This is a genomic window from Solicola agrisoli (assembly GCF_049059935.1).
Classification (GTDB): Bacteria; Actinomycetota; Actinomycetes; order Propionibacteriales; family Nocardioidaceae; genus JAURVT01.
In genome coordinates, this window is record NZ_JBMGQR010000008.1 from 20,360 (window position 1) to 43,987 (window position 23,628).

Genomic DNA, 23,628 nt, shown 5'->3' on the forward strand with positions numbered 1-23,628 from the left:
GTCAGCCTCGCTTCTGCTTGACGATCTGCTCCTGGTCGACGTCCTCGTCCTCGAGGGCCTCGTGCTCCTCCTTGCCGGCCTTGAGGGACTTGCCCTCGCCGGTCTCGAAGGTGTCGAGGAAGGTGTCGTAGGCGCTGACCAGGGACTCGGCCGTGTCGTCCTCGAACTTGCCCGTCTCGCGGATCGTGTCGAGGATGCCGCCCTCGGAGCGCTTCAGGTAGTCCAGGAACTCGGTCTCGAAGCGGCTGACGTCCTCCACCGGGACGACGTCGAGGCGGCCGGTGGTGCCGAGCCACAGCGAGGCGACCTGGTTCTCGACCGGGAACGGCGCGTACTGCCCCTGCTTGAACAGCTCCATCAGACGCTGGCCGCGGGCCAGCTGCTGACGCGACGCGGCGTCGAGGTCGGAGGCGAACATCGCGAACGCCTCCATCGCGCGGAACTGAGCGAGGTCGACCTTGAGCGAGCCGGTGACCTTCTTCATCGACTTCTGCATCGCGGCACCGCCGACGCGCGACACCGAGATGCCGACGTCGACCGCCGGACGCTGGTTGGCGTTGAACAGGTCGGACTGCAGGAAGATCTGGCCGTCGGTGATCGAGATGACGTTGGTCGGGATGAACGCCGACACGTCGTTGGCCTTGGTCTCGATGATCGGCAGGCCGGTCATCGAGCCGTGGCCGAGCTCGTCGGAGAGCTTGGCGCAGCGCTCGAGCAGGCGGCTGTGCAGGTAGAACACGTCGCCCGGGTAGGCCTCGCGGCCCGGCGGGCGGCGCAGCAGCAGCGAGACGGCGCGGTAGGCGTCGGCCTGCTTGGACAGGTCGTCGAACACGATGAGGACGTGCTTGCCCTCGTACATCCACTGCTGGCCGATGGCCGAGCCGGTGTAGGGCGCGAGGTACTTGAAGCCGGCCGAGTCCGACGCGGGCGCCGCGACGATGGTCGTGTACTCCAGGGCGCCGGCCTCCTCGAGGGCGCCACGCACCGAGGCGATCGTCGAGCCCTTCTGGCCGATGGCGACGTAGACGCAGCGGACCTGCTTGTCGGTGTCGCCGGACTCCCAGAACTGCTTCTGGTTGATGATCGTGTCGATCGCGATGGCCGTCTTGCCGGTCTGGCGGTCGCCGATGATCAGCTGACGCTGGCCGCGGCCGATGGGCGTCAGGGAGTCGATGGCCTTGAGGCCGGTCATCATCGGCTCGTGCACCGACTTGCGCTCGACCACCGAGGGCGCCTGGAGCTCGAGGGCGCGGCGGCCGCTCGTCTCGATGTCGCCGAGGCCGTCGATGGCGTTGCCGAGCGGGTCGACGACGCGGCCGAGGTAGCCGTCGCCGACGGGGACCGAGAGGACCTCGCCGGTGCGGCGGACCTGCTGGCCCTCCTCGATGCCGGCGAAGTCGCCGAGGACGACGACGCCGATCTCGCGGACGTCGAGGTTCAGGGCGAGGCCCAGCGTGCCGTCCTCGAACTCGAGGAGCTCGTTGGCCATGGCCGACGGCAGTCCCTCGACCCGGGCGATGCCGTCGCCGGCCTCGGAGACGATGCCGACCTCCTCGGTCTTGGTCGCCTCCGGGTTGTAGTCGGACACGAACTTCTGCAGCGCGTCGCGAATCTCGTCCGGACGGATCGTGAGCTCCGCCATGTCAGTGCCTGCCTTCTCTCGTCCTGCGTGTGGAATCAGATGTCGTGGGGGACGCTCAGCCGCCGATGCGGCGCCTGGCGTCCTCGAGCCGTCCGGCGACGGTGCCGTCGATGATCTCGTCACCGATCTCGACCGCGATGCCGCCGAGGACGGTGGGGTCGACGACGGTGTTGACGTGCACGTCTCGACCGTACTGCCGGCCCAGTGCCGCAGCCAGACGCTCCTTCTCCTCCTCGCCCAGCTCGTACGCGGTGCGCACGGTGGCGAGCAGGCGGGAGCGGCGGCCGGCGGCGATGTCGCCGAACTGCGCGACGGCCCGCTCGAAGGAGCCGCCGCGGGCCAGGACGGCCTGGCGCGCGAGCGCGACGGTGCCGGCCGAGGCCTTGCCGTCGAGCAGCGTGCCGACCAGCTGCAGCTTGGGTGCCGCCGGGATGGAGCGGTCGGTGAGCGAGCGGCGCAGCTCGGGGTCACCGGCGACCACCCGTCCGAAGCGGAATAGCTCGTCCTCGAGGTCGTCGAGGTGCCCGGCCTGGTCGGCGCCGACGACGTGCGCCGTGGCGCCCGCCTCCTCCAGCGCGTCGGGCAGGTCGCGCGACGAGCCCCAGCGACCGGTGACGGCCGCCGACAGCACGTCGGCCGCCGCCGAGGACACCTTGTCGCCGAAGACCTGGGCTGCGAGGCCCTGCTTGGCGGCGTCGTCGGTGGACGGGTCGGTGAGGACCCGTCGCAGCGGCGGGGCGCCGTCGAGGGCGCCCGCCACCGCGAACAGCTCGTCACCGAGCGCGGAGCTGTCCGCTCCCCCGTCGACGGCGGCGTCGACGGCGGACAGGACGGTGGCCAGCGAGCCGGCCGAGGCGCCACGCATCAGCGGTCAGCCCCGTTGCGCTGGGGCTGGCTCTCCAGGTCGGCGATGAAGCGCTCGACGGTGCGACGCTGACGCGCCTCGTCCTCGAGCGACTCGCCGACGATGCGTCCGGCGAGCTCGGTGGCGACGCCGCCGACCTCGGCCCGGAGCTGCTGGACGGCCTGCACGCGCTCGGCCTCGATCTGGGCGTGCGCGGTGGCGGTGATGCGCTCCGCCTCCTCGCGCGCCTGGTCGCGCATCTCCGAGACGATGGTGGCGCCCTGCTCGCGCGCCTCCTCGCGGATGCGCGCGGCCTCGTGCCGCGCCTCGGCCAGCTGCTCGGTGTACTTCTCGAGCGCCGCCTTGGCCTCGGCCTGGGCCTCGGCCGCCTCCTTCATGCCGCCCTCGATGGCCGCCGTGCGATCGGCGTAGGCCTTCTCGAAGGCGGGCACGACGAACTTGCGGATCAGGAAGAACAGGATGCCGAAGACGACGAGTGCGAGGACGACCTCGGACCACTCGACGGCCAGCGGCATCGGCTCCTCTGACGCGAGGACGATCTCATGCATGGGCGTGACCTTCTGGGTTGACGATCAGGGATCTGGTCAGAGCACGAAGGCGAGGGCGATGCCGATGATGGCGAGCGCCTCCGCGAGCGCGAAGCCCAGGATCGCGATGGCCTGCAGGCGGCTCTGCGCCTCGGGCTGACGGGCGACGCCGTTGATGTACGCGGCGAAGATGAGACCGATGCCGACGCCGGGGCCGATGGCGGCCAGGCCGTAGCCGATCATGTTGAGCGAGCCGTCCATTGCGGTTCCTTTCGGTTGGTGTTGCGGTGAAAGTCGTGGTGGGACAGGTGGTGCGGGGTGCCGACCGTCAGTGCTCGTCGGCCAGTGCGCCGCCGATGTACATGGCGGAGAGCAGGGTGAAGACGTAGGCCTGGAGGAACAGGATCAGCACCTCGAGGAAGCTGACCGCGATGCCCAGGACGAACGACAGGACGCCGACGGGGACGTACAGCGGGTTGCCCGCCTCGAAGATCAGGTACTCGGCGCCCACCGCGAACAGGATCAGCAGCAGGTGGCCGGCGAACATGTTGGCGAAGAGTCGAAGCGCCAGCGTGACCGGGCGGACGAGGATGTTGGACGCGAACTCGAGCGGGATGATCAGGACCAGGATCGGCCCCGTGACGCCGCTCGGGAGCGTCTGCAGCTTGAGGTAGCCCAGGGGGCCGTGCTTGGCGATGCCGACGCCGTTGTAGATGACCCAGGTGAGCCCGGCGAGGGCGTAGGCGAAGCTGGCCCGCGAGAACGACGGGAACTGCAGGAACGGGATGATGCCGTAGTAGTTGTTCAGCAGCACGAAGGTGAACAGGCTGAACAGGTACGGCACGAACTTCATGAAGTGCTCGGAGCCGATGGAGTCCCGCGCGATGCCGTTGCGCACGAAGCCGTAGACGTACTCGCCGGCGAACTGCAGCCGCCCGGGCACGATCGCGGACTTGCGGGCCATCGCGTACGTCACGCCGAAGATGATCACGACCGACAGGGTCAGCAGGATCATCGGCTTGGTGACGTCGCCGAAGACGGGGGGCAGCTCGAACGAGCCGGGGCCCGGCGGTGCGAACTCCTCCGACGCGCGGATCGTGGCGCCTGCGACGGTCACTTCATCACCTCGTGGGGGGCACGTCGCCGGGGCGCGGGGGCGCCGGCGGAGGGGTGGGCCGGGGTCAGGGTGTGGCGGGTGGTGCGGGGGGTGCTCAGGCGTTCATCTGCTCGTGCTGGGAGCGGAACACCGTGTAGGTGCCGAGCACCGCTCCGAGGATCACGCCGATGGCCACCAGGAACGAGGTGCCCCACCAGCGGTCGAGTCCGAACCCGATCGCACCGTAGACGAGCACACCGCCGGCGACCCGTCCGAAGGCGGCCCACGGGTCCGTGGAGCGCGAGGGGGGACGGGACTCGGTCATGTCGTTCCGAACCGTAGCAGCAGATCGTCATCGCTCCTCCCCCAGGTCGTAGAGGGGTTCGCGCTGTTTGACCGATGCAACGATCTCGCCGACGGTCCAGGCCAGGGTGGCGACGATCACCGTCACGCCGAGGCTCGTCCGGTCGAGCTGGTCGCCCAGCACCCCGGCCTGCGTGAGCGCGACGAAGGCCAGCAGCAGCGCCGCCACCTTGCCCACGTAGAGGCTCAGGGCGAGCACCAGGACCAGGGACGGCGCGACGCCGCGCGCGGCCCCCAGCACCACCAGGCTGACGGTGAAGAACACGACGACCAGGCCGGCGCCCAGCAGGGAGCCCCACAGGCCGCTCGCGCCCGCCGACAGGGTCGCCACGACGACGCAGACCGCCGACACGACGAGCGTGGGCACCAGCGACGCCACGAGCGTCGGAGCGACCGGGGACCCGCGCCGTGCCACCGGGGTGGCCGGGGGTCCTGCGGTCGTCATCATCGGCGGCCGTCCGTGTCGTCGCGAGGGGTCTCGCGGGCTGGCGTGGTGCGGATCTGGCGCCGTTCGGGGGCGCTTGTGAAAATTAGCACAAAGTCCTTCCGGGGAGCAATCGGCGGGCGACGCTCAGCGCACCGGCGCGCGGCGCCACCGCGGGAGCCAGAACACCACGAACGCGGTGGCCGCGGCCAGCACGCCGAACCCGAGGTAGGCGCGCCAGCCCGCGTACAGGCTCACCACGACGCTGCCGAAGGCCACCAGCGCGGCGATGGCGTACATGACCACGACGGCGCGACGGTGCGAGTGGCCGATCTCGAGCAGCCGGTGGTGCAGGTGCATCTTGTCGGGGCTGAACGGCGAGCGGCCGGCCCGGGTGCGTCTGACCACCGCCAGGAGCAGGTCGAGGAACGGGATCAGCAGGATGGTGAACGGCAGGACGAGCGGCAGCAGGGTGGGCAGCAGGCTCGCCTGCGCGTCCTGGGTGACGCTCGCGGCCGAGAACTGGCCGGTGAGGCTGATGGCCGAGCAGGCGAGGACGAAGCCGAGCAGCATCGACCCGGAGTCGCCGATGAACATCCGCGCCGGGAAGAAGTTGTGCGGCAGGATCCCGACGCACGCCCCCGCGAGCGCCGCGGTGAGGAAGGCCGTCGTCACCGCGCGGGTCTCGCCGCTCTCGACGGCCACCAGGAACGCGTAGAGGAACAACGCGAGCGCCCCGATGGCCACGACGCCCGACGCGAGACCGTCCAGGCCGTCGACGAAGTTCACCGCGTTGGCCGTCAGGACGATGAGGAACACCGAGAACAGCAGCGACTGGACGGGGTCGATGGCGACGTAGTTGCCCGGGAACGGCAGGTAGAGGAACTGCACGCCCATGGCCACGGCGATCACGCCCGCCAGCACCTGCCCGGCGAACTTGCTCAGCGCGTCCAGCTCGAACAGGTCGTCGACGACGCCCACCAGGCAGATCACCGTGCCGCCCACCATGACCGGCAGCGCGTCGCCCAGCACGGTGGCGTACGAGCGCGACAGGAAGGGCAGGTGGTTGGCCACCAGGAACGCCGCGAGCAGGCCGCCCAGCATCGCCACTCCCCCGAAGTACGGGATCGGCACCGCGTGGACGTCGCGCTCGCGCACCCGGGCGGTGGCGCCGTAGCGGATCGCCAGCTCGCGGGCCGCGACGGCGAGGACCCACGTCACCGCCACCGCGACCCCGAAGACCGCGAGATATTCACGCATGGATCAGGTGCTCACGCATGGGTCAGGAGCCGGCCGTCCGGCCGCGACGGTCGCCGCCCGGCTCGTCGAGGCCGGTGTAGTCCTCGTCGTCGTCGTCATCGTCGTCGTCGACCGGGTCGCGCTCGAGCTCGGCGGTCTCGAGGTCGTCGTCCGCCTCGTCGTCGTCGTCGTCGGTGTCGTCGTCGTGCACCCGGACCGGGCCCTCGCCGTCCGGCCCCTCGAGGTCGGGGTGGTAGGCGCGCAGGGTCTCCAGGTCGATGCCGCCGAGCCTCAGCACGCGCGGGGGCTCGCGGGTGACGTCGACGATGGTCGACGCCGGGCCCCCGGACGCGGGGCCGCCGTCGAGGTACACCGCCACCGCCTCGCCGAGCATGGCCTCGGCCAGGTCGACGTCCTCGGCCGGCGGCTGCCCGGTGAGGTTGGCGCTGCTGACGGCCAGCGGCCCGGTCTGCTTGAGCAGCGCGAGCGCGTGCGGGTGGTCGGGCATGCGCACCGCGACCGTCGAGCGGCTGTCGCCGAGGTCCCAGGTCAGGGACGGCTGCTGGCGGCAGACGATCGTCAACGGGCCGGGCCAGAGGTCCTCGACCATCTCGCGCACGTACAGCGGCACGGCGGTCGCGAGCGCGTCCAGGGTGGTCGGCGAGGCGACCAGCACCGGGGGCGGCATGTCGCGCCCGCGCCCCTTGGCCGCCCGCAGGCGGTCGACGGCGGTGGGCTCGAAGGCGTCGGCGGCGAGCCCGTAGACGGTGTCGGTGGGCAGCACCACCAGGTCGCCGCGGGCGAGGGCGTCGCGGGCGGCGTCGACACCGGCGTCGGCGTCGTCCTCGCTGGCCAGGCTGAAGCGTTCACTCACAGCGGCCCATGCTCTCACGCACGCGGCCGGGACCGACCACCGCCGAGCCGGTGCACGGCCCACGGATCGCGCGGGACGGCGACGGCGAGGTGCGGGTCACGTCGAGTCGGCCCAGAAGTGCCCGAACCTCTTGACTTGGAGATTACGGAAGCGTAAAACAAGAGCAATCTCACATCAGTTCCACATAAATCCACAGCATCACGCACCATCGCCTCACCCGGACGACGCACACCGCGCCGGCCGCCTCACCGCCAGCGCCCCGCGCGAACCCCGCGAAGGAACACTCCTCATGTCCCAGCTGCTCCTCCCCGACCTGGTGAGCCTCGACGCCGATCTCGGCGCGGACGCCCAGGCCGTCATCCCCGAGCTCGCCCGTCGGGTGAGCGAGGCCGGCCGCGCCACCGAGGGTGCGTCCCTCGCGGCCGACGCCCTCGCCCGCGAGTCGACGTCGGCCACCGGCCTGCCCGGCGGCATCGCGATCCCCCACTGCCGCTCCGCGTCGGTCACCGAGCCGACGGTGGCCTTCGCCCGGCTGTCGCCCAAGGCCGACTTCGGCGCCCCCGACGGCCCGGCCGACCTGGTCTTCATGATCGCGGCCCCCGAGGGGGGCGGCGCCGAGCACCTGACGCTGCTGTCGTCGCTCGCGCGCTCGCTCGTGCGCCCGGAGTTCACCGCCGCCCTCCGTGCCGCGACAACCCCCGACGAGGTCGTGCGCCTCGTCGAGGAGGCCGTCGCGCCCGCCGAGGCCCCCGCCGCGGCCGCGGCGCCGACCGCGCCCGCCGCGCAGGAGTCGGCCCCGGCCACGCAGCGCCGCATCGTCGCCGTCACCGCCTGCCCCACCGGCATCGCGCACACCTACATGGCGGCCGACTCGCTCGTGCAGGCCGGTGAGCGCGCCGGCGTCGACCTGGTGGTCGAGACGCAGGGCTCGTCGGGCTCCAAGCCGCTCTCCCCCGCCACGATCCAGGCGGCCGACGCGGTCATCTTCGCCACCGACGTGGGCGTGCGCGACAAGGGCCGCTTCGCCGGCAAGCCCGTCATCGAGTCGGGCGTCAAGCGCGCCATCAACGAGCCCGACGTGATGGTCACCGAGGCGCTCGCCGCCGCCGACGACCCCTCGTCGGCCAAAGTCGCCGCCGGCGGTCAGGGCTCGGGCTCCGGCTCGTCGGCCGCCGCCGCGAGCGGTGGCTTCGGCGGCCGCCTCAAGCGCTACCTGCTCACCGGCGTCAGCTACATGATCCCGTTCGTCGCCGCGGGCGGCCTGCTCATCGCGCTCGGCTTCCTGCTGGGCGGCTACGAGATGGCGCTGGCCCCGGCCGCCGGCGACGCCGCCAACCAGGCGACGGCCATCCTCAACGGCAACTCGCTGACCAACCTCCCTGACCCGACGGCGCACGCGCTGTTCGGCAGCGGGTTCCTCACCTACATCGGCGCGATGCTCTTCCTGCTCGGCGCCTGGGCCTTCGGCTTCCTGGTGCCCGCGCTCGCCGGCTACATCGCCTACGCGATCGCCGACCGTCCCGGCATCGCGCCCGGCTTCGTCATGGGCTTCCTGGCCAACCAGATCGGTGCGGGCTTCCTCGGCGGCATCGTCGGCGGACTCCTCGCCGGCGCCGTGGCGCTGTACATCTCCAAGCCGGCGGTCCCCCGCTGGCTGGCCGGCCTGATGCCGGTGGTGATCATCCCGCTCGGCGCGACCCTGATCTCCGGCCTGGTCATGCTGCTCGTCCTCGGCAAGCCGATCGCCAGCATCCAGACCAACCTCACCGACTGGCTCAACGGCCTGTCGGGCTCCTCGGTCCTGATCCTCGGCCTGATCCTCGGCGCGATGATGGCCTTCGACATGGGCGGACCGGTCAACAAGGCGGCCTACGTCTTCGCCACCACCGGTCTCACCGCCTCCGCCATCGCCTCCGGCGACGCCACCCAGCTCAAGATCATGGCCGCCGTGATGGCCGCCGGCATGACGCCGCCGCTCGCGATGGCGCTCTCGACGGTCCTGCGGCCGAAGCTCTACACCGAGGAGGAGCGCGAGAACGGCAAGGCCGCGTGGCTCCTCGGGGCCTCGTTCATCACCGAGGGTGCGATCCCGTTCGCCGCGGCCGACCCGCTGCGGGTCATCCCGGCCAACATGGTCGGCTCGGCGGTCACCGGCGCCATCGTGATGACCACCGGCGTCACGCTCACCGCGCCCCACGGCGGCATCTTCGTGTTCTTCGCGATGGGCAAGGTCGCGTTCTTCCTGCTCGCGATCGTCGTCGGCACGGTCATCAGCGCCCTGGGCGTCACCGCGCTGAAGCAGTTCACGCGCACCAAGGCCGAGGACGCGGTCCTCGCCGACGCCGAGCGCACCCCGGTCGCCGCCTGACGCACCGCACGACGACGGGCCCGTCACGCTCCCCTCGGGGGCGCGGCGGGCCCGCTGTGCGTCTCAGCGCCGGACGGCGGTGGTGAAGCGGGAGCGACCGGCGAGGTCGGGGTGGTCGCGGACGTCGCGCCAGCGTCCCGTCGCCGCGAAGACCTGCGGCACGCTCTGGCCCTGGACGTCGGCGTGCTCGCTGCCGACCTGGCCGCCGGGGCGCAGCAGACGAGCGGCCACGCCCTCGAGCACGTGGGTGGCGTCGAGGCCGTCCTGGCCCGACCACAGCGCGAGGGACGGGTCGTGGTCGCGGACCTCGGCCTCGACGCTCTCCCACGCCTCGAGCGGGATGTAGGGCGGGTTCGCCACGACGACGTCGACGCGGCCGTCGAGGTCGCCGAAGGCGTCGGCCATGTCGCCCAGCCGCAGGTCGACGCCGGAGCCGCGCAGGTTGCGCTCGGCGTACGCGTGCGCGTCGGGGTCGAGCTCGACGGCGTGCACCACGGCGTGCTCGACCTCGTGGGCCAGGGAGGCCGCGATCGCGCCCGACCCCGTGCAGAGGTCGACGACCACCGGCGCCCGCAGGTCGGAGGCCATCAGCAGGTCGATGGCCCACCCGGCCAGCGCCTCGGTCTCGGGTCGGGGCACGAAGACGCCGGGGCCGACCTCGAGCTCGAGGTAGCGGAACGGCGCCGAGCCGGTGAGGTGCTGCAGCGGCTCGCGCTCGGCCCGTCGCGCGACGAGGCCGGCGAAGCGCTCGGCGGCGGCCGGGTCGACCTCGTCGGCGACGGGCTCGAGGCGTCCGCGACCCGTGACGTGGGCCAGCAGCGTCTCGGCGTCGTGACGCGGCGAGGCGACGCCCGCCCGCTCGAGCGTGTCGGCGGCACCGGCGAGCAGCACGCGGCGCGAGGCCGGTGCCTCTGCGCTCACGCGGTGCCCGCCTCGACCGCCGCCAGACGGTGCTCGAGGTCGGCGTCGACGCACGACCCGACGACGGGGCCCAGCGCCCCGTCCATCACGGCGTCGAGGTTGTAGGCCTTGTAGCCGGTGCGGTGGTCCGAGATGCGGTTCTCGGGGTAGTTGTAGGTGCGGATGCGCTCGGAGCGGTCGACGGTGCGCACCTGGGAGCGGCGGGCGTCGGACGCCTCGGCGTCGGCGGCCTCCTGCGCGGCGGTGAGCAGCCGTGCGCGCAGGATGCGCATCGCCTGCTCCTTGTTCTGCAGCTGGCTCTTCTCGTTCTGGCAGCTGGCCACGATGCCCGTGGGCACGTGCGTGATGCGCACGGCGGAGTCGGTGGTGTTGACGCTCTGCCCACCGGGGCCCGACGAGCGGTAGACGTCGATGCGCAGGTCCTTGTCGTGGACCTCGACGTCGACCGACTCGGCCTCGGGCATGACCAGCACACCGGCCGCGGAGGTGTGGATCCGTCCCTGCGACTCGGTGACGGGCACCCGCTGGACGCGGTGGACGCCGCCCTCGAAGCGCAGCTGCGCGTACGGGGCCTCCCCCGGCTCGGGGGTGCCCTTGGCCTTCACCGCGACCGTGACGGACTTGTACCCGCCGAGGTCGGACTCGGTGGCGTCGAGCACCTCGGTGCGCCACGCGTGCTGCTCGGCGAAGCGCAGGTACATGCGGAGCAGGTCGCCGGCGAACAGCGCGGACTCCTCGCCGCCCTCGCCCGCCTTGATCTCGAGCAGGGCGTCCTTGGAGTCGACGGCGTCGCGGGGCACCAGCAGGCGGCGCAGGCGCTCGGTGACCTCGGTCTCGCGGGCGGCCAGCGTGACGGCCTCCTCGGCGAAGGCCTCGTCCTCGCCGGCGAGCTCGCGGGCGGCGGCGAGGTCGCCCTGGACCTGCTGCCAGTCGCGGTAGGTGCGCACGACGGCGGTGAGCTCGGCGTACCGCTGGCCCAGGCGCTTGGCCAGCGCCTGGTCGGTGTGCGTGGCGGGGTCGCCCATGCGCGCCTCGAGATCGCCGTGCTCGGCGATCAGCGTCTCGACTGCCTCGAACACCACACCCTCCTCGACTGCTTGCTGGTCCCGGACGTGCGACGACGCCGGCCCGTCAGGCAAGGCCTGCGGACCGGCGTCGTGGGACTGCTACTTGGCAGCCTTGGCGTAGCGCTTCTCGAAGCGGGCGACGCGGCCGCCGGTGTCGAGGATCTTCTGCTTGCCCGTGTAGAACGGGTGGCAGGCCGAGCAGACGTCCGAGCGGATGGAGCCGCTGGTCGAGGTGCTGCGGGTGGTGAACGTGTTGCCGCAGGTGCAGGTGACCTGGGTGTCCACGTACGTGGGGTGGATGCCGTTCTTCATGCGGGTGTCCTCTCGGTGACGGCCGCTGGGTCGTCCCACCGACGGTGGGCCGTGAACCAGAGCCTCGAACATTCTGCCATCTACGGTGATCACAACGCGAACCCGCCGTCCCCCATTCCCGAGGGCGCTGACCGCTCGCGCCCGGCTGGCAAGGCCGACGAGCGACGCTGGGCGTCGTTTGCCCTGCGAGCGAGGAGAACGCCGCCAGGCGGGATGCGAGCGGTCAGCGGGGAAGGAGGGCCTCGATGTCGCCGGAAATCTTCTCGGGCTTGGTGGTGGAGCCGTAGCGCTTGACGACCTTGCCGTCGGTGTCGACGAGGAACTTGGTGAAGTTCCACTTGATCTTGCCGCCGAGCAGGCCCGACTTCTCGTTGCGCAGCCACGCGAACAGCGGGTGCGCGTCGTCGCCGTTGACGTCGACCTTGGAGAACATCGGGAAGGTGACGTCGTAGGTGGTGGAGCAGAACGTCTTGATCTCCTCCTCGTCACCGGGCTCCTGGTTGCCGAACTGGTCGCTCGGGAAGCCGAGCACGACCAGACCGCGGCCGGCGAAGCGGCGGTACAGCTCCTCCAGGCCCTCGTACTGCGGCGTGAAGCCGCACTGGGAGGCCGTGTTGACGACGAGCAGCACGCTGCCCTTGTAGTCGGCGAGCGCCTGGGGCGTGCCGTCGATGGTGGTGGCCTCGAAGTCGAAGGCGGTGGTCATGCGAGCTCCTCGCGTGGTGTGCGGTCGGTGGCGCGAACGGCGCGCTCACCGGTGGTTCGTCGCCGGACGGGGCCCGGATGGCCGGGCCCGTCCGGGCGACGTCACTCCGTGCCGGCGCCGGTGCCGCCGCTGTGCGGGGTGGTCTTCTGGACCTGCATGAGGAACTCGCCGTTGCTCGACGACTTCTTCAGCCGCTCGATCATCAGCTCGAGCCCCTGCTGGCCCTCGAGCCCGGACAGCACGCGGCGCAGCTTCCACACCACCGCGAGCTCGTCCTTGCCCATGATGAGCTCCTCGCGGCGGGTGCCGGAGCCGACGACGTCGATGGCCGGGAAGATCCGCTTGTCGGCGAACTCGCGACGCAGGCGCAGCTCCATGTTGCCCGTGCCCTTGAACTCCTCGAAGATCACCTCGTCCATCCGCGAGCCGGTCTCGATCAGCGCGGTGGCGAGGATCGTCAGCGAGCCGCCGTCCTCGATGTTGCGGGCCGCGCCGAAGAACTTCTTGGGCGGGTACAGCGCCGCGGAGTCGACGCCGCCGGACAGGATGCGTCCGCTCGCCGGTGCGGAGAGGTTGTAGGCGCGTCCGAGGCGGGTGATGCCGTCGAGCAGCACGACCACGTCGTGACCGAGCTCGACCAGGCGCTTGGCGCGCTCGATGGCGAGCTCGGCGACGGTGGTGTGGTCGCTGGCCGGGCGGTCGAAGGTGGAGGCGATGACCTCGCCCTTGACGGTCCGCTGGAAGTCGGTGACCTCCTCGGGACGCTCGTCGACCAGGACGATCATCAGGTGGCACTCGGGGTTGTTGACCGAGATCGCGTTGGCGATCGCCTGCATGACCATCGTCTTGCCGGCCTTGGGCGGCGAGACGATCAGGCCGCGCTGGCCCTTGCCGATGGGCGAGACGATGTCGATGATCCGGCCGGTGAGCCCGGTCTGCTCGGTCTCGAGGCGCAGGCGCTCCGAGGCGTACAGCGGGGTGAGCTTGGAGAACTCGACGCGCTTCCTCGCCTCGTCGATGCTCATGCCGTTGACCGACTCGATCTTGACGAGCGGGTTGAACTTCTCCTTGCGCTCGCCCTCGCGGGTCTGGCGCACCTGGCCCACGACGGCGTCACCACGACGGAGTCCCCACTTGCGGACCATCGACAGCGACACGTACACGTCGTTGGGGCCGGGCAGGTAGCCGCTCGTGCGCACGAAGGCGTAGTTGTCGAGCACGTCGAGGATGCCCGCCGCGGGGATCAGGACGTCGTCCTCGGTGACGGTGGGCTCGGCGTCGGGCCCGCGGTCGCGGGTGCTGCCGCCGCCGCCCTGGTTGCCACCGCGGTCGCGGTCGCGGTTCCGGTTGCGGTTGCGGTTGCGGTTGCGACGTCGTCCGCCGCCCTCGTCGTCCCAGCCGTCGTCGTTGCCCGCGCGGTTGTCGTTCTGCTTGCCGTCGTTCTGCTTGGCGTCGTTCGACCGGTCCTGGCCACCGCGGTCGTCGTGGCCTCCGCGGTCGTTCTGCTTGTCGTTCTGCCGGCCGTCGTTCTGCCTGGCGTCGTTCTGCCGACCGTCGCCCTGCTTGGCGCCGTTCTGCTTGGCGCCGCCGGACCGGTCCTGGCCGCCGCGGTCGTCGCCCTGCTTGGCGTCGTTCTGCTTCGCGTCGTTCTGCTTGGCGTCGTTCTGCTTGGCGTCGTTCTGCTTCGCGTCGTTCTGCTTGGCGCCGTTCGCGCGCTCCTGGCCGCCGCGCTGGTCGTTCCGCCGGGGCTCGTCGCCCTGCGTGCGGGCCTGGTCGGCCTGCTGCTCGGGAGCCGACTCGCGCGCCTGGTCGTCGCGACGGGCGCCGGCGGCGCGCGTGGCGCGCCGGGCCGGGGCCTGCTCGTCGCCCGCGGGCGGGGCGTCGGTGCCGGGCAGCGTCTGCGCGGCGGTGGTCTCCTGGTCCGGGGCGGAGGCCGTCGGGGCCGAGGTGCCGCCGGACTGGGCCTGCTTGATCGCCTCGATCAGCGCGCCCTTGCGCATCTTGGCGGTGCCGGAGATGCCGAGCTCGCCGGCGATCTGCTGCAGCTCGGCGAGCACCTTGCCGCTGAGGCCGGCGGCGCGTCGCTTCGGCGCGGCGGCGGGCTGCGCCGGGGCGCCGTCGTCGGCGGCGAGGGTGGTCTGTTCTGTCACGTGAGGTCCTTCCCACGTCGGGCGACGATCAGACGTCGCTCCTCTTCGGTGGTGGCGCTCCCGGAATCCGGGTGCGCACGGCCCCGCCTGCATCGGGCAGGCGGGAAGCACTGAGGGTTTCTCTGGCAACGTCGCCGGACCTCGAGGCCCCGCCGATGGGATCGGCCGGGGTGGGGCGCGAGGCACCCGGAGGACCCGGCGATGTTGAGGAGACGGACGGGCTGTGCGCGACCGGGGACCGGTCCAGCGCGTCCGCGGCAAGCCTAGCACCGGCGGTGTCCGCCGTGGCTCACCTGGGCGGATCGGTGCGCGCGGTCAGGTCCGGACGACGTGCGCGCCGCGGGCCGCGACGTCGAGAGGTCGGGCCAGCCACCCGTGGGGCGCGGCGGCGAGGACGGCGTCGGCCTGCCCGGCGTGCGGGGCGAACGCGAGCACGGTGGGACCGGCACCGGAGATCACCGCGGGGATGCCCTGGCGGCGCAGGTGCCCGACGAGGGCGTACGACTCCGGCATCGCGGCGGCGCGGTAGTGCTGGTGCAGGCGGTCGTCGGTGGCTGCGAGCAGGAGCTCGGGGTGGCCCGTCAGGGCCGGGACGACCAGCGCGGTGCGGCCGGCGTTGCGCGCCGCGTCGGCGTGCGGGACCGAGGCCGGCAGCAGGCCGCGGGCGACGCTCGTCTCCACGGGGGTCGGCGGCACCGCCACCACGAGGGGGACGTCCACCGGCACGGCGTGCACGTGGGGACCGTGCTCGTCGGTCCAGGCGAGCGTCAGGCCTCCGTGGAGGGCGGCGGCGACGTTGTCGGGGTGGCCCTCCAGCCGGTCGGCGATGCGCAGGCGGGCGTCGGCGTCGAGCCGGTCGCCCTCGGTGACGAGCGCCGCGGCGAGCACCACTCCCCCGACGATCGCCGCCGAGGACGAGCCGAGGCCGCGTGCGTGCGGCACCTCGTTGCGGCAGCGCAGGCGCAGGCCGGGCGGGCTGACGCCGAGCGCGTCGAACGTGGCCCGCATCGCGGTGACCACGAGGTGGGTCTCGTCGAGCGGGACGGCACCGGCGCCGGCGCCGTCGACGTGCACCTCGAGGCCGCCGCCGTCGAGCACCTCGCCCTCGAGGTCGTCGTGCAGGTCGAGGGCGAGCCCGAGCGAGTCGAACCCCGGGCCGAGGTTGGCCGAGCTCGCCGGCACCCGGACCCGGACGGGCCCGGTGACGAAGGTCCCGCTCATCGCAGGCCGGCCACCTGGGCGGCCTGGTGCACGTCGGCGTCGACCACCTGGTCGACGACCGGCCCGCGGCCGGACAGCGCGGTGGCGGTGTCCTTGAGCCCGTGCCCGGTGACGGTGACGACGACCGTCTGGCCGGGGTCGACGAGGCCGGCCTCGACCGACTGGACCAGCCCGGCGACGCCCGCCGCCGAGGCGGGCTCGACGAACACCCCGTCGCGGGAGGCGAGCAGCGCCTGCGCCTTCATGATCGCCTCGTCGCTCACGGCGTCGATGCGACCGGACGACTCGTCGCGGGCGGCCTCGGCGAGCGTCCAGGACGCGGGGTTGCCGACGCGGATCGCGGTGGCCAGCGTCTCGGGGTCGGGGACCGGGTGCCCGAGGACGAGGGGCGCGGAGCCCTCGGCCTGGAACCCCCACATGCGCGGGGTGGCGGTGGCGTGGCCTGCGGCGACGTACTCGCGGTAGCCGAGCCAGTAGGCCGAGATGTTGCCGGCGTTGCCCACGGGCAGCAGGTGCAGGTCGGGGGCGACGCCGAGCGCGTCGACGATCTCGAACGACGCGGTCTTCTGGCCCTGCAGGCGCACCGGGTTGACCGAGTTGACCAGGGCCACGGGGTACTCGTCGGCCAGGCCGCGGGCGACCTCCAGGCACTGGTCGAAGCCGCCGCGCAGCTGGATGACCTGCGCGCCGTGCATGACGGCCTGGGCCATCTTGCCGGCGGCGATCTTGCCGTGGGGCACGAGCACGACCGGCGTCAGCCCGGCGCGCGCGGCGTAGGCCGTCATCGACGCCGAGGTGTTGCCGGTGGACGCGCAGACGACCGCCTTGGCGCCCTGCTGCACCGCCACCGAGATCGCGACGGTCATGCCGCGGTCCTTGAACGAGCCCGTGGGGTTGTCGCCCTCGACCTTGAGCCAGACGGTGCCGCGCACGAGGTCGGACAGCCAGGCCGAGGCCACGAGCGGGGTGCCGCCCTCGCGGAGGGTGACCACGGGCGTCGCGTCGTCGACCGGCAGCCAGTCGCGGTACTCCTCGATCACGCCGCGCCAGAGCTTGGCTCGGGCCGGTGCCTGCTGGACGTTCACCTTAGGACTCCCCCTCGACCCTCATCACGGACGTGACGTCGTTGACCGTCGGGAGGCGGGTCAGGGCCTCGACGGTGGCGCTCAGGGCGGAGTCCGGAGCCTCGTGGGTGACGATGACCAGCTGCGCGTCGGCGCCGCGGCCCTCCTGGCGCATGGTGCGGATGGAGACGCCGTACTCGGCGAACGCGGTGGCGACCGAGGCGAGCACGCCCGCCTTGTCGTCGACGTCGACCGCGATGTGGTACCGGGTGCGGGTGTCGCCCATCGGCAGGATCGCGGAGTCGGCGTGCACCGACTCGCCCGCGCCGCGGACGTCGACCAGGCGGTTGCGCGCAGCGGTGACGACGTCGCCCAGGACGGCGCTGGCCGTGGGGGCGCCACCGGCGCCGGGCCCGTAGAACATCAGGCGTCCGGCGGACTGGCTCTCGACGAACACCGCGTTGTAGGCCTCGCGGACGCTGGCCAGCGGGTGGTCGAGCGGGATCATCGCCGGGTGCACGCGGGCCGAGACCGCCGAGCCCTCGGGGGTGTCGTGGCGCTCGCAGATCGCCAGCAGCTTGACGACGCAGCCCATCTCGCGGGCCGAGCGGACGTCGGCGGCGGTGACGTCGCTGATGCCCTCGCGGTGCACGTCGGAGATGGTGACGCGGGTGTGGAACGCGAGCGTGGCCAGGATCGCGGCCTTGGACGCGGCGTCGAACCCCTCGACGTCGGCGGTGGGGTCGGCCTCGGCGTACCCGAGCTCCTGCGCGCGGCCGATTGCCTCGTCGAAGCCCTGGCCGGTGGTGGTCATCGCGTCGAGCACGTAGTTCGTGGTGCCGTTGACGATGCCGAGGACCCGGCGCACGCGGTCGCCGGCGAGCGACTCCTGCAGCGGCCGGACGATCGGGATGGCGCCGGCGACGGCGGCCTCGAGGTACAGGTCGCGGTCGGCCTTGGCGGCCGCCTCGAACAGGGTGGCTCCGTCCTCGGCGAGCAGCGTCTTGTTGGCGGTGACCACCGAGGCGCCCGACTCGAGCGCCGCGAGGATCAGCTCGCGCGCGGGCTCGATGCCGCCGATGACCTCGACGACGACGTCGACGTCGCCGCGCGTGACGAGCCCGAGGGCGTCGGTGGTGACCAGCGACGGGTCGAGGTCGACGTCCCGGTGCCGGTCGAGGCGGCGGACGGCCACCCCGACGAGCTCGAGACGGGCGCCGACGCGGCGCGCGAGCTCGTCGGCGTCACCGGTGAGGAGCCGGGCGACCTCGGTCCCGACCACGCCGCACCCGAGCAGCGCGACCCGCAGGGTGCGCGCGCTCATCGTCTCGTCCTGTCGTCCACCGGCACAGGGTATCGGCGCGGTCCGTCGAGCCGGGCAGGGCCTGCCTGCCGTCTCGCGGGCCGAGCACTCAGTCCGGGACCGTCTCGTTGCGTCCCCACATGACGACCCACATGCCGCCGGTCAGCAGACCGAGGCCGAGGAGCAGGAACGGCAGGTCCAGGGTGCCGGCGCCGGTGTTGGGCAGGTTGGGACCGCCCTGCGGGTTGCCGACCGGCGTGACGGGCACGGCCGCGTCCTCACCGAGGGTGTTGGCGCCCACCTGCGCCTGGGCGAGGTTGAGCACGATGCCGGGCTCGTCGGTGGCCGCGGCGCCGCCGGGCACCGGGAGGGCCGCGCCGCCGGCTGCCTTGAGCAACGTCGCCTTGAGCGCGGTCTCGCGGAAGACGCCGTCGGCCGGCGAGTCCTGCACGTTGAGCTGCAGCGACACGACCTGGTCGAGCGCGGCGAGCTGGTCGGTGAGCGGCGCCAGGCTGGTGGTGAGCTGCTTGGCGCCCGCCGAGATGGCCTCGGAGAGCGGGTCGGTGATCAGCTTGAGCGAGCCCGCGGCCTGCGCACCGGTGAGGGTGATGGGCGCGGCGTTGCCGATCGTCACCTCGACGCCGGCCTGGCCGAGCTGCGTGGTGATCTGGTCCAGCGCCTCGTCGAGCGAGTCGCTCAGCAGGGTGGGCAGGTCGGCCAGGGCCTGGGCCAGGATCGGCACGAGGTCGGTGTTGGGCGGCTGGTCGTTGATCGCCTTGCCGGTGGCCTTCTCGACCAGGGCGGCGAGGTCGACGGTGACGGTGCCCTTGCGCAGGTCGATCGCGACACCGTTGCCGGTGGCGGTCGTGGTGATCGAGTCGAGGGTCGTGGCGAGGTCGAAGCCGACCGGACGGACCTTGACGGGCGACTGGCCCTGCAGCCCGGCGAGCGTGGTGCACAGGTCCTTGGCCGGGCCGGCCGGGACCGCGTCGCAGCTGGTGGTCGAGAACTCACCGGTGGCGACGGTGTCGAGGATCGTGCGGAGCAGGTCGCCCAGCGCGGGGACGCCGATGGTGGCCTTGGCGGTGGCGAGGTCGTAGTCGCGGCACTGGGCGGGGTCGCCGAGCGTCGTGCAGGTCTCGGCGAGCTCCTGACCCTTCGTGGCGTCCAGCTGGGCGACGGCGGCGAGCCCCCGCAGCTCGAGGTCGACCTGCAGCTGGTCGGCGAGCTCGTCGGGCACGCCGTTGGTGCTGAACAGCTTCTCCAGGGACAGCTCCAGCGAGGCCGGGTACTCGTCGCTCTTGGCGGTGTTGACCGCGCCGCTGTCGGCGACGGCACCGGACGCCGCCCGCGAGGAGGCGCGGGAGGTGGCCTCGGCGTACTGGTTGGCCGCACCGAGCGTGACGAGCTGGTCGAGCGGGATGGTGAGGCCGCCGGCCTGCGACGGGAGCGCCTGGCCCAGCACGGAGCCGGACAGGTCGTTGGCCGAGACGTCGCGGGCGGTGTCGCCCGAGCGCTCGGCGGTAGCGCCGTCGAGCTTGGCGACGGTGTCGAAGCTGTTGCCGAACGCGCTGCCGGACAGGAACCGCCCCTCGGCGCGGGACGTGTCGCCGGTCGCGGCGGCCGCCATGGGGCCGAACGCCGTGACGGACACGGCGGCCAGGCCCACGACGGTGGAACAGGTCAGGACGGCGCGGCGCACACGCATGCTCGGGTCTCCCTCTCCCCGCACGGTGCCCGATGCGCCATGCGGTGTAACTGCATGTTACGCACGAGTATCCCCGGCGTCGAGAGGGTGGACCTCAAGATTTCGCCGCGGGGAGGGGCGACCTCGTGGTAGTGGACCTCAGATCACGTCGAGCCGCATCAGGTCGTCCTCGGTCTCGCGCCGGACGATGAGGCGCGCCTCGCCGTCGCGCACGGCCACGACCGCGGCGCGGGGCACGTGGTTGTAGGTGCTCGCGAGCGAGCGGCAGTAGGCGCCGGTGCCCGGCACGGCGATCAGGTCGCCGGCCGCGACGTCGCCGGGCAGGTACTCGTCCTTGACCACGATGTCGCCCGACTCGCAGTGCTTGCCCACCACGCGGCTGAGCACGGGGGGCGCGTCGGAGCGGCGGGAGGCCAGCGTGCAGGAGAAGTCGGCGTCGTAGAGCGCGGTGCGGACGTTGTCGCTCATGCCGCCGTCGACGGCGACGTAGCGACGCGAGGCGCCGCCGTCGAGCGCGACGGTCTTGGTGGTGCCCACCTCGTAGAGCGTGAACGTGGACGGCCCGGCGATCGCGCGCCCGGGCTCGATCGACAGGTGGGGCACGTCGACGCCGAGGGACGCGCACTCGCGTCGGACGATGCCGAGGATGCCCTCGGCCAGCACCGCGGGCGTGGAGGGGTCGTCCTGGGTGGTGTAGGCGATGCCGTAGCCGCCGCCGAGGTCCATCTCGGGGCAGACGTGGCCGAGCTCGTCGGCGATCCGGGCGTGCAGCGCGAGGACGCGACGGGCCGCCACCTCGAAGCCCGCGGTGTCGAAGATCTGCGAGCCGATGTGCGAGTGCAGGCCGCGCACCTCCACCTGCGGCGCCGCGTGCAGGCGCCTGACGGCCTCCATCGCGTCGCCACCGGTGATGGAGAAGCCGAACTTCTGGTCCTCGTGCGCGGTGGCGATGTACTCGTGGGTGTGGGCCTCGACGCCGGCCGTGACGCGCACGAGCACGCGGGCAGTCACGCCGAGCTCGGTGGCGACGGCGACGATGCGGTCGATCTCGTCGAAGGAGTCGACGATGATGCGGCCCACCCCGACGTCGAGCGCGCGGGAGATCTCGGCGAGCGACTTGTTGTTGCCGTGCAGGGCGATGCGCGACGGCGGCACCTCGGCACGCAGCGCGACCGCCAGCTCGCCGCCGGTGCACACGTCGATCGACAGCCCCTCCTCGGCGACCCAGCGGGCGGTGGCGACGCAGAGGAACGCCTTGCTCGCGTAGTAGACGTCGACCCCCGCGAACGCGTCGCGGAACGCGCGGGCGCGCTGGCGGAAGTCGTCCTCGTCGACGACGTAGGCGGGCGTGCCGAACTCGTGGGCGATCTTCTCGACCGGCACGCCGGCGACCTCGAGGGACTCCCCCGTCCGCACGACGTGGGCGGGCCACAGCTGCTCGACGAGCGTGTTGGGGTCCGACGGCGGCTGCAGCCAGGCCGGTCCGCGTCCGGACTGCCCGTGCAGGGCGCCGGCCTCGTGGGCGCGCACCCCTACATCCGCTCCGGCGCCGAGACGCCGAGGAGGTCGAGGCCGTTGGCCAGGACGGTGCGGGTGGCCGAGACCAGGACGAGCCGCGCCCGGTGCAGGTCGCCGGGCTCCTCGTCGCCCTGCGGCAGCACCCGACAGGCGTCGTAGAACTTGTGGAACAGCGACGCGGTGTCCTCGAGGTACCGCGCGACGCGGTGCGGCTCGCGCAGCTCGGCGGCCCGGGCGACGACGCGCGGGAACTCCGCGAGCGAGCGCAGCAGCGCACCCTCCTGCTCGGTGGAGAGCGCACCGGGGTCGAACGCGTCGAGGTCGACGACGACGCCGAGGTCGGCGGCGTTGCGCCCGATCGAGGCCATCCGCGCGTGGGCGTACTGGACGTAGAACACCGGGTTGTCGCTCGCCTGGCGCGTGATCTCCTCGACGTCGAGCGTCAGCGGGGAGTCGGCCGGGTACCGGGCGAGGGTGTAGCGCAGCGAGTCGACGCCGATGAGGTCGACGAGCTCGGTGAGCGTGACGATGGTGCCGGCCCGCTTGGACAGCTTGAGCTCGACGCCGCCCTGCATGATCTTGACCAGCTGGCCGATGAGGACCTCGAGGTTGCGGCCGGGCTCGTCGCCGGCGCAGGCCGCCATCGACGACAGCCGTCCGACGTAGCCGTGGTGGTCGGCGCCCAGAAGGTAGATGCAGCGGTCGAAGCCGCGCTCGCGCTTGTCGACGTAGTAGGCGGCGTCCGACGCGAAGTACGTGAGCTCGCCGTTGCTGCGGCGCAGCACGCGGTCCTTGTCGTCGCCGAACGTCGTGGTGCGCATCCACAGGGCACCGTCGTCGGTGTAGAGGTGACCCTGCTTCTCCAGCACCTCCAGCGCGTGGTCGACGGCGCCGGAGTCGTGCAGGCTCCGCTCGGAGAACCAGACGTCGAAGTGGGTGCGGAACGTGGCGAGCGCCTCCTGCTGCGACGCGAGCTGCAGCGCGTAGCCCGCCTCGCGGAACGCCACCTGCTGCTCGTCGTCGGGCAGGTCGGTGATCGACGGGTCGTCGCGGACGACCTGCGCGGCGAGGTCGTCGACGTAGCCGCCCCGATAGCCGTCCTCGGGCACCTCGCGCCCGTGCGCACGCGCCATCAGGGAGGCACCGAACTTGTCCATCTGGTTGCCGCGGTCGTTGATGTAGAACTCGCGGCTGACGTCGGCCCCGGCCGCCTGGAGCACCCGGGCGATGGCGTCGCCGACGACGGCCCAGCGGGTGTGGCCCAGGTGCAGGGGACCGGTGGGGTTGGCGGAGATGAACTCGACGTCCACCTTCTCCTCGGCCAGGGTGTCGCCGCGGCCGTAGGCCTCGGCGGCGCGGACGACCTGCGCGGCGACCTCGCCCTGCGCCCCGGCCTCGACCCGGATGTTGAGGAAGCCGGGACCGGCGATCTCCGCGCTCGCGACGCCCTCGACCTCGGCCAGGCGGGTGGCGATGCGCTGGGCCAGCTCGCGCGGGTCGGCACCGGCCTTCTTGCCCAGCTGGAGCGCCACGTTGGTGGCGTAGTCGCCGTGCTCGCGCACCTTGGGGCGCTCGACGACGACCCGCGTCGGCACACCGTCGGGAAGGGTCAACGAACCGTCGGCCACGAGGGCGTCGAGGACCGCGACGACGGCCTCGGAGAGCTGCTGGGGAGTCACCCGTCCAGCGTATCGGTCGGCCCGGACGCCGCGACGCGCCGGACGGTCTCCACCAGCTCGTCGGGGTCGAAGGGCTTGACGACGTATGCGTCGACCCCCGCGTCCCAGCCGCGCTTGATGTCGGCGGCCTGCGCCTGCGTGGAGACCATGACGATCGGCGTGCGACCGACCTCGGGGTCGGCCCGCAGCGCCGCCACGGTCGCGAACCCGTCCAGGCGCGGCATCACGACGTCGATGGTGATGACGTCGGGACGCACGCGGTGGACGACGTCGAGGCAGTCCTGCCCGTCGACGGCCTCGACGACCTCGAAGCCCTCGAGCTCGAGGTTCGTGCGGATCAGCATCCGGATCGAGGCGGTGTCGTCGACGACGAGGACGAGAGGTCCGTCGGGGGGTGCGGTGGCCACCCCGTGAAGATAGTGCCCGTCGGGAGCAGCGCGCCCGCCGTGGGATACGGTTGGCGACGCCCCACCGAGCCCCCGTAGCTCAGGGGATAGAGCACCGCCCTCCGGAGGCGGGAGCGTAGGTTCGAATCCTACCGGGGGCACCACCTGTCCTTCTCGGGACGCGCTGTCCGGAGT

Annotated in this window: 22 protein-coding genes and 1 tRNA gene; 2 read left to right on the forward strand and 21 right to left on the reverse strand. The window is 72.4% G+C overall.

Features of this window, described 5'->3' with window-relative positions; all coding sequences use genetic code 11:
• Position 1: 1 nt before the first annotated feature.
• From atpA to ACI6PP_RS04785, 9 genes are all read right to left on the reverse strand, one after another.
• Entirely contained in the window at positions 2-1,642 is a 1,641-nt protein-coding gene (gene atpA / locus ACI6PP_RS04745) for a F0F1 ATP synthase subunit alpha (RefSeq protein WP_421109557.1), read from the reverse strand.
• Between the two features lie 55 nt (positions 1,643-1,697).
• A complete protein-coding gene (locus ACI6PP_RS04750) occupies positions 1,698-2,507 on the reverse strand; it encodes a F0F1 ATP synthase subunit delta (RefSeq protein ID WP_421109558.1) in 810 nt (269 codons plus the stop codon).
• A complete protein-coding gene (locus ACI6PP_RS04755) occupies positions 2,507-3,055 on the reverse strand; it encodes a F0F1 ATP synthase subunit B (protein WP_421109560.1) in 549 nt (182 codons plus the stop codon). Before ACI6PP_RS04755 ends, ACI6PP_RS04750 begins: the two co-directional genes overlap by 1 nt.
• Before the next feature lie 36 nt (positions 3,056-3,091).
• Positions 3,092-3,295, reverse strand: a complete 204-nt coding sequence (atpE, locus tag ACI6PP_RS04760) for an ATP synthase F0 subunit C (protein WP_421109562.1) — start codon at positions 3,293-3,295, stop codon at positions 3,092-3,094.
• Positions 3,296-3,362: 67 nt separating this feature from the next.
• On the reverse strand, positions 3,363-4,151 hold the full coding sequence (gene atpB / locus ACI6PP_RS04765; protein ID WP_421109563.1) for a F0F1 ATP synthase subunit A: 789 nt from the start codon (positions 4,149-4,151) through the stop codon (positions 3,363-3,365).
• A 94-nt stretch (positions 4,152-4,245) separates the two neighbouring features.
• The gene (locus ACI6PP_RS04770) at positions 4,246-4,455 is read right to left on the reverse strand and encodes an AtpZ/AtpI family protein (protein ID WP_421109564.1); all 210 of its coding nucleotides are present in this window, start codon (positions 4,453-4,455) and stop codon (positions 4,246-4,248) included.
• A gap of 27 nt (positions 4,456-4,482) precedes the next feature.
• On the reverse strand, positions 4,483-4,860 hold the full coding sequence (locus ACI6PP_RS04775; protein ID WP_421109565.1) for a Cg1360 family ATP-synthase-associated protein: 378 nt from the start codon (positions 4,858-4,860) through the stop codon (positions 4,483-4,485).
• Between the two features lie 204 nt (positions 4,861-5,064).
• The gene (locus ACI6PP_RS04780; RefSeq protein WP_421109566.1) at positions 5,065-6,177 is read right to left on the reverse strand and encodes an MraY family glycosyltransferase; all 1,113 of its coding nucleotides are present in this window, start codon (positions 6,175-6,177) and stop codon (positions 5,065-5,067) included.
• A gap of 22 nt (positions 6,178-6,199) precedes the next feature.
• On the reverse strand, positions 6,200-7,030 hold the full coding sequence (locus tag ACI6PP_RS04785) for an L-threonylcarbamoyladenylate synthase (protein WP_421109568.1): 831 nt from the start codon (positions 7,028-7,030) through the stop codon (positions 6,200-6,202).
• Positions 7,031-7,319: 289 nt separating this feature from the next.
• On the opposite strand from ACI6PP_RS04785, the gene ACI6PP_RS04790 reads away from it, so the two are divergent.
• Positions 7,320-9,398 carry a PTS fructose transporter subunit IIABC gene (locus ACI6PP_RS04790; protein ID WP_421109569.1) on the forward strand — a complete coding sequence of 693 codons (2,079 nt, stop codon included), beginning with the start codon at positions 7,320-7,322 and terminating at the stop codon, positions 9,396-9,398.
• 63 nt (positions 9,399-9,461) lie between these two features.
• Here the strand turns inward: ACI6PP_RS04790 and prmC are convergent, their stop codons facing one another.
• From prmC to ACI6PP_RS04850, 12 genes are all read right to left on the reverse strand, one after another.
• Positions 9,462-10,319 (reverse strand): peptide chain release factor N(5)-glutamine methyltransferase, encoded by an 858-nt coding sequence (gene prmC, locus ACI6PP_RS04795; RefSeq protein ID WP_421109570.1) that lies wholly within the window; start codon positions 10,317-10,319, stop codon positions 9,462-9,464.
• A complete protein-coding gene (gene prfA / locus ACI6PP_RS04800; RefSeq protein WP_421109572.1) occupies positions 10,316-11,398 on the reverse strand; it encodes a peptide chain release factor 1 in 1,083 nt (360 codons plus the stop codon). The genes prmC and prfA overlap by 4 nt, the downstream gene beginning before the upstream one ends.
• An 87-nt stretch (positions 11,399-11,485) precedes the next feature.
• Positions 11,486-11,698, reverse strand: a complete 213-nt coding sequence (gene rpmE, locus ACI6PP_RS04805) for a 50S ribosomal protein L31 (RefSeq protein ID WP_421109574.1) — start codon at positions 11,696-11,698, stop codon at positions 11,486-11,488.
• A 223-nt stretch (positions 11,699-11,921) separates the two neighbouring features.
• A complete protein-coding gene (locus ACI6PP_RS04810; RefSeq protein WP_421109576.1) occupies positions 11,922-12,404 on the reverse strand; it encodes a glutathione peroxidase in 483 nt (160 codons plus the stop codon).
• A gap of 101 nt (positions 12,405-12,505) precedes the next feature.
• A complete protein-coding gene (gene rho, locus ACI6PP_RS04815) occupies positions 12,506-14,554 on the reverse strand; it encodes a transcription termination factor Rho (protein WP_421109577.1) in 2,049 nt (682 codons plus the stop codon).
• Between the two features lie 315 nt (positions 14,555-14,869).
• Positions 14,870-15,775: a homoserine kinase gene (thrB, locus tag ACI6PP_RS04820; RefSeq protein WP_421109579.1), complete on the reverse strand. Its 906-nt coding sequence runs from the start codon at positions 15,773-15,775 to the stop codon at positions 14,870-14,872.
• Positions 15,772-16,860 (reverse strand): threonine synthase, encoded by a 1,089-nt coding sequence (gene thrC / locus ACI6PP_RS04825; protein ID WP_421109581.1) that lies wholly within the window; start codon positions 16,858-16,860, stop codon positions 15,772-15,774. The genes thrB and thrC overlap by 4 nt, the downstream gene beginning before the upstream one ends.
• Before the next feature lies 1 nt (position 16,861).
• Positions 16,862-18,163, reverse strand: a complete 1,302-nt coding sequence (locus tag ACI6PP_RS04830) for a homoserine dehydrogenase (protein WP_421109583.1) — start codon at positions 18,161-18,163, stop codon at positions 16,862-16,864.
• 88 nt (positions 18,164-18,251) lie between these two features.
• Positions 18,252-19,850 (reverse strand): choice-of-anchor G family protein, encoded by a 1,599-nt coding sequence (locus ACI6PP_RS04835; RefSeq protein ID WP_421109584.1) that lies wholly within the window; start codon positions 19,848-19,850, stop codon positions 18,252-18,254.
• 138 nt (positions 19,851-19,988) lie between these two features.
• A complete protein-coding gene (gene lysA, locus ACI6PP_RS04840) occupies positions 19,989-21,380 on the reverse strand; it encodes a diaminopimelate decarboxylase (RefSeq protein WP_421109586.1) in 1,392 nt (463 codons plus the stop codon).
• 2 nt (positions 21,381-21,382) lie between these two features.
• Positions 21,383-23,047, reverse strand: a complete 1,665-nt coding sequence (gene argS, locus ACI6PP_RS04845) for an arginine--tRNA ligase (RefSeq protein ID WP_421109587.1) — start codon at positions 23,045-23,047, stop codon at positions 21,383-21,385.
• Positions 23,044-23,454 (reverse strand): response regulator, encoded by a 411-nt coding sequence (locus ACI6PP_RS04850; RefSeq protein WP_421109589.1) that lies wholly within the window; start codon positions 23,452-23,454, stop codon positions 23,044-23,046. Before ACI6PP_RS04850 ends, argS begins: the two co-directional genes overlap by 4 nt.
• A 68-nt stretch (positions 23,455-23,522) precedes the next feature.
• Here ACI6PP_RS04850 and ACI6PP_RS04855 point away from each other — a divergent pair.
• Positions 23,523-23,597 (forward strand) — tRNA-Arg (locus ACI6PP_RS04855).
• Positions 23,598-23,628: the final 31 nt, after the last annotated feature.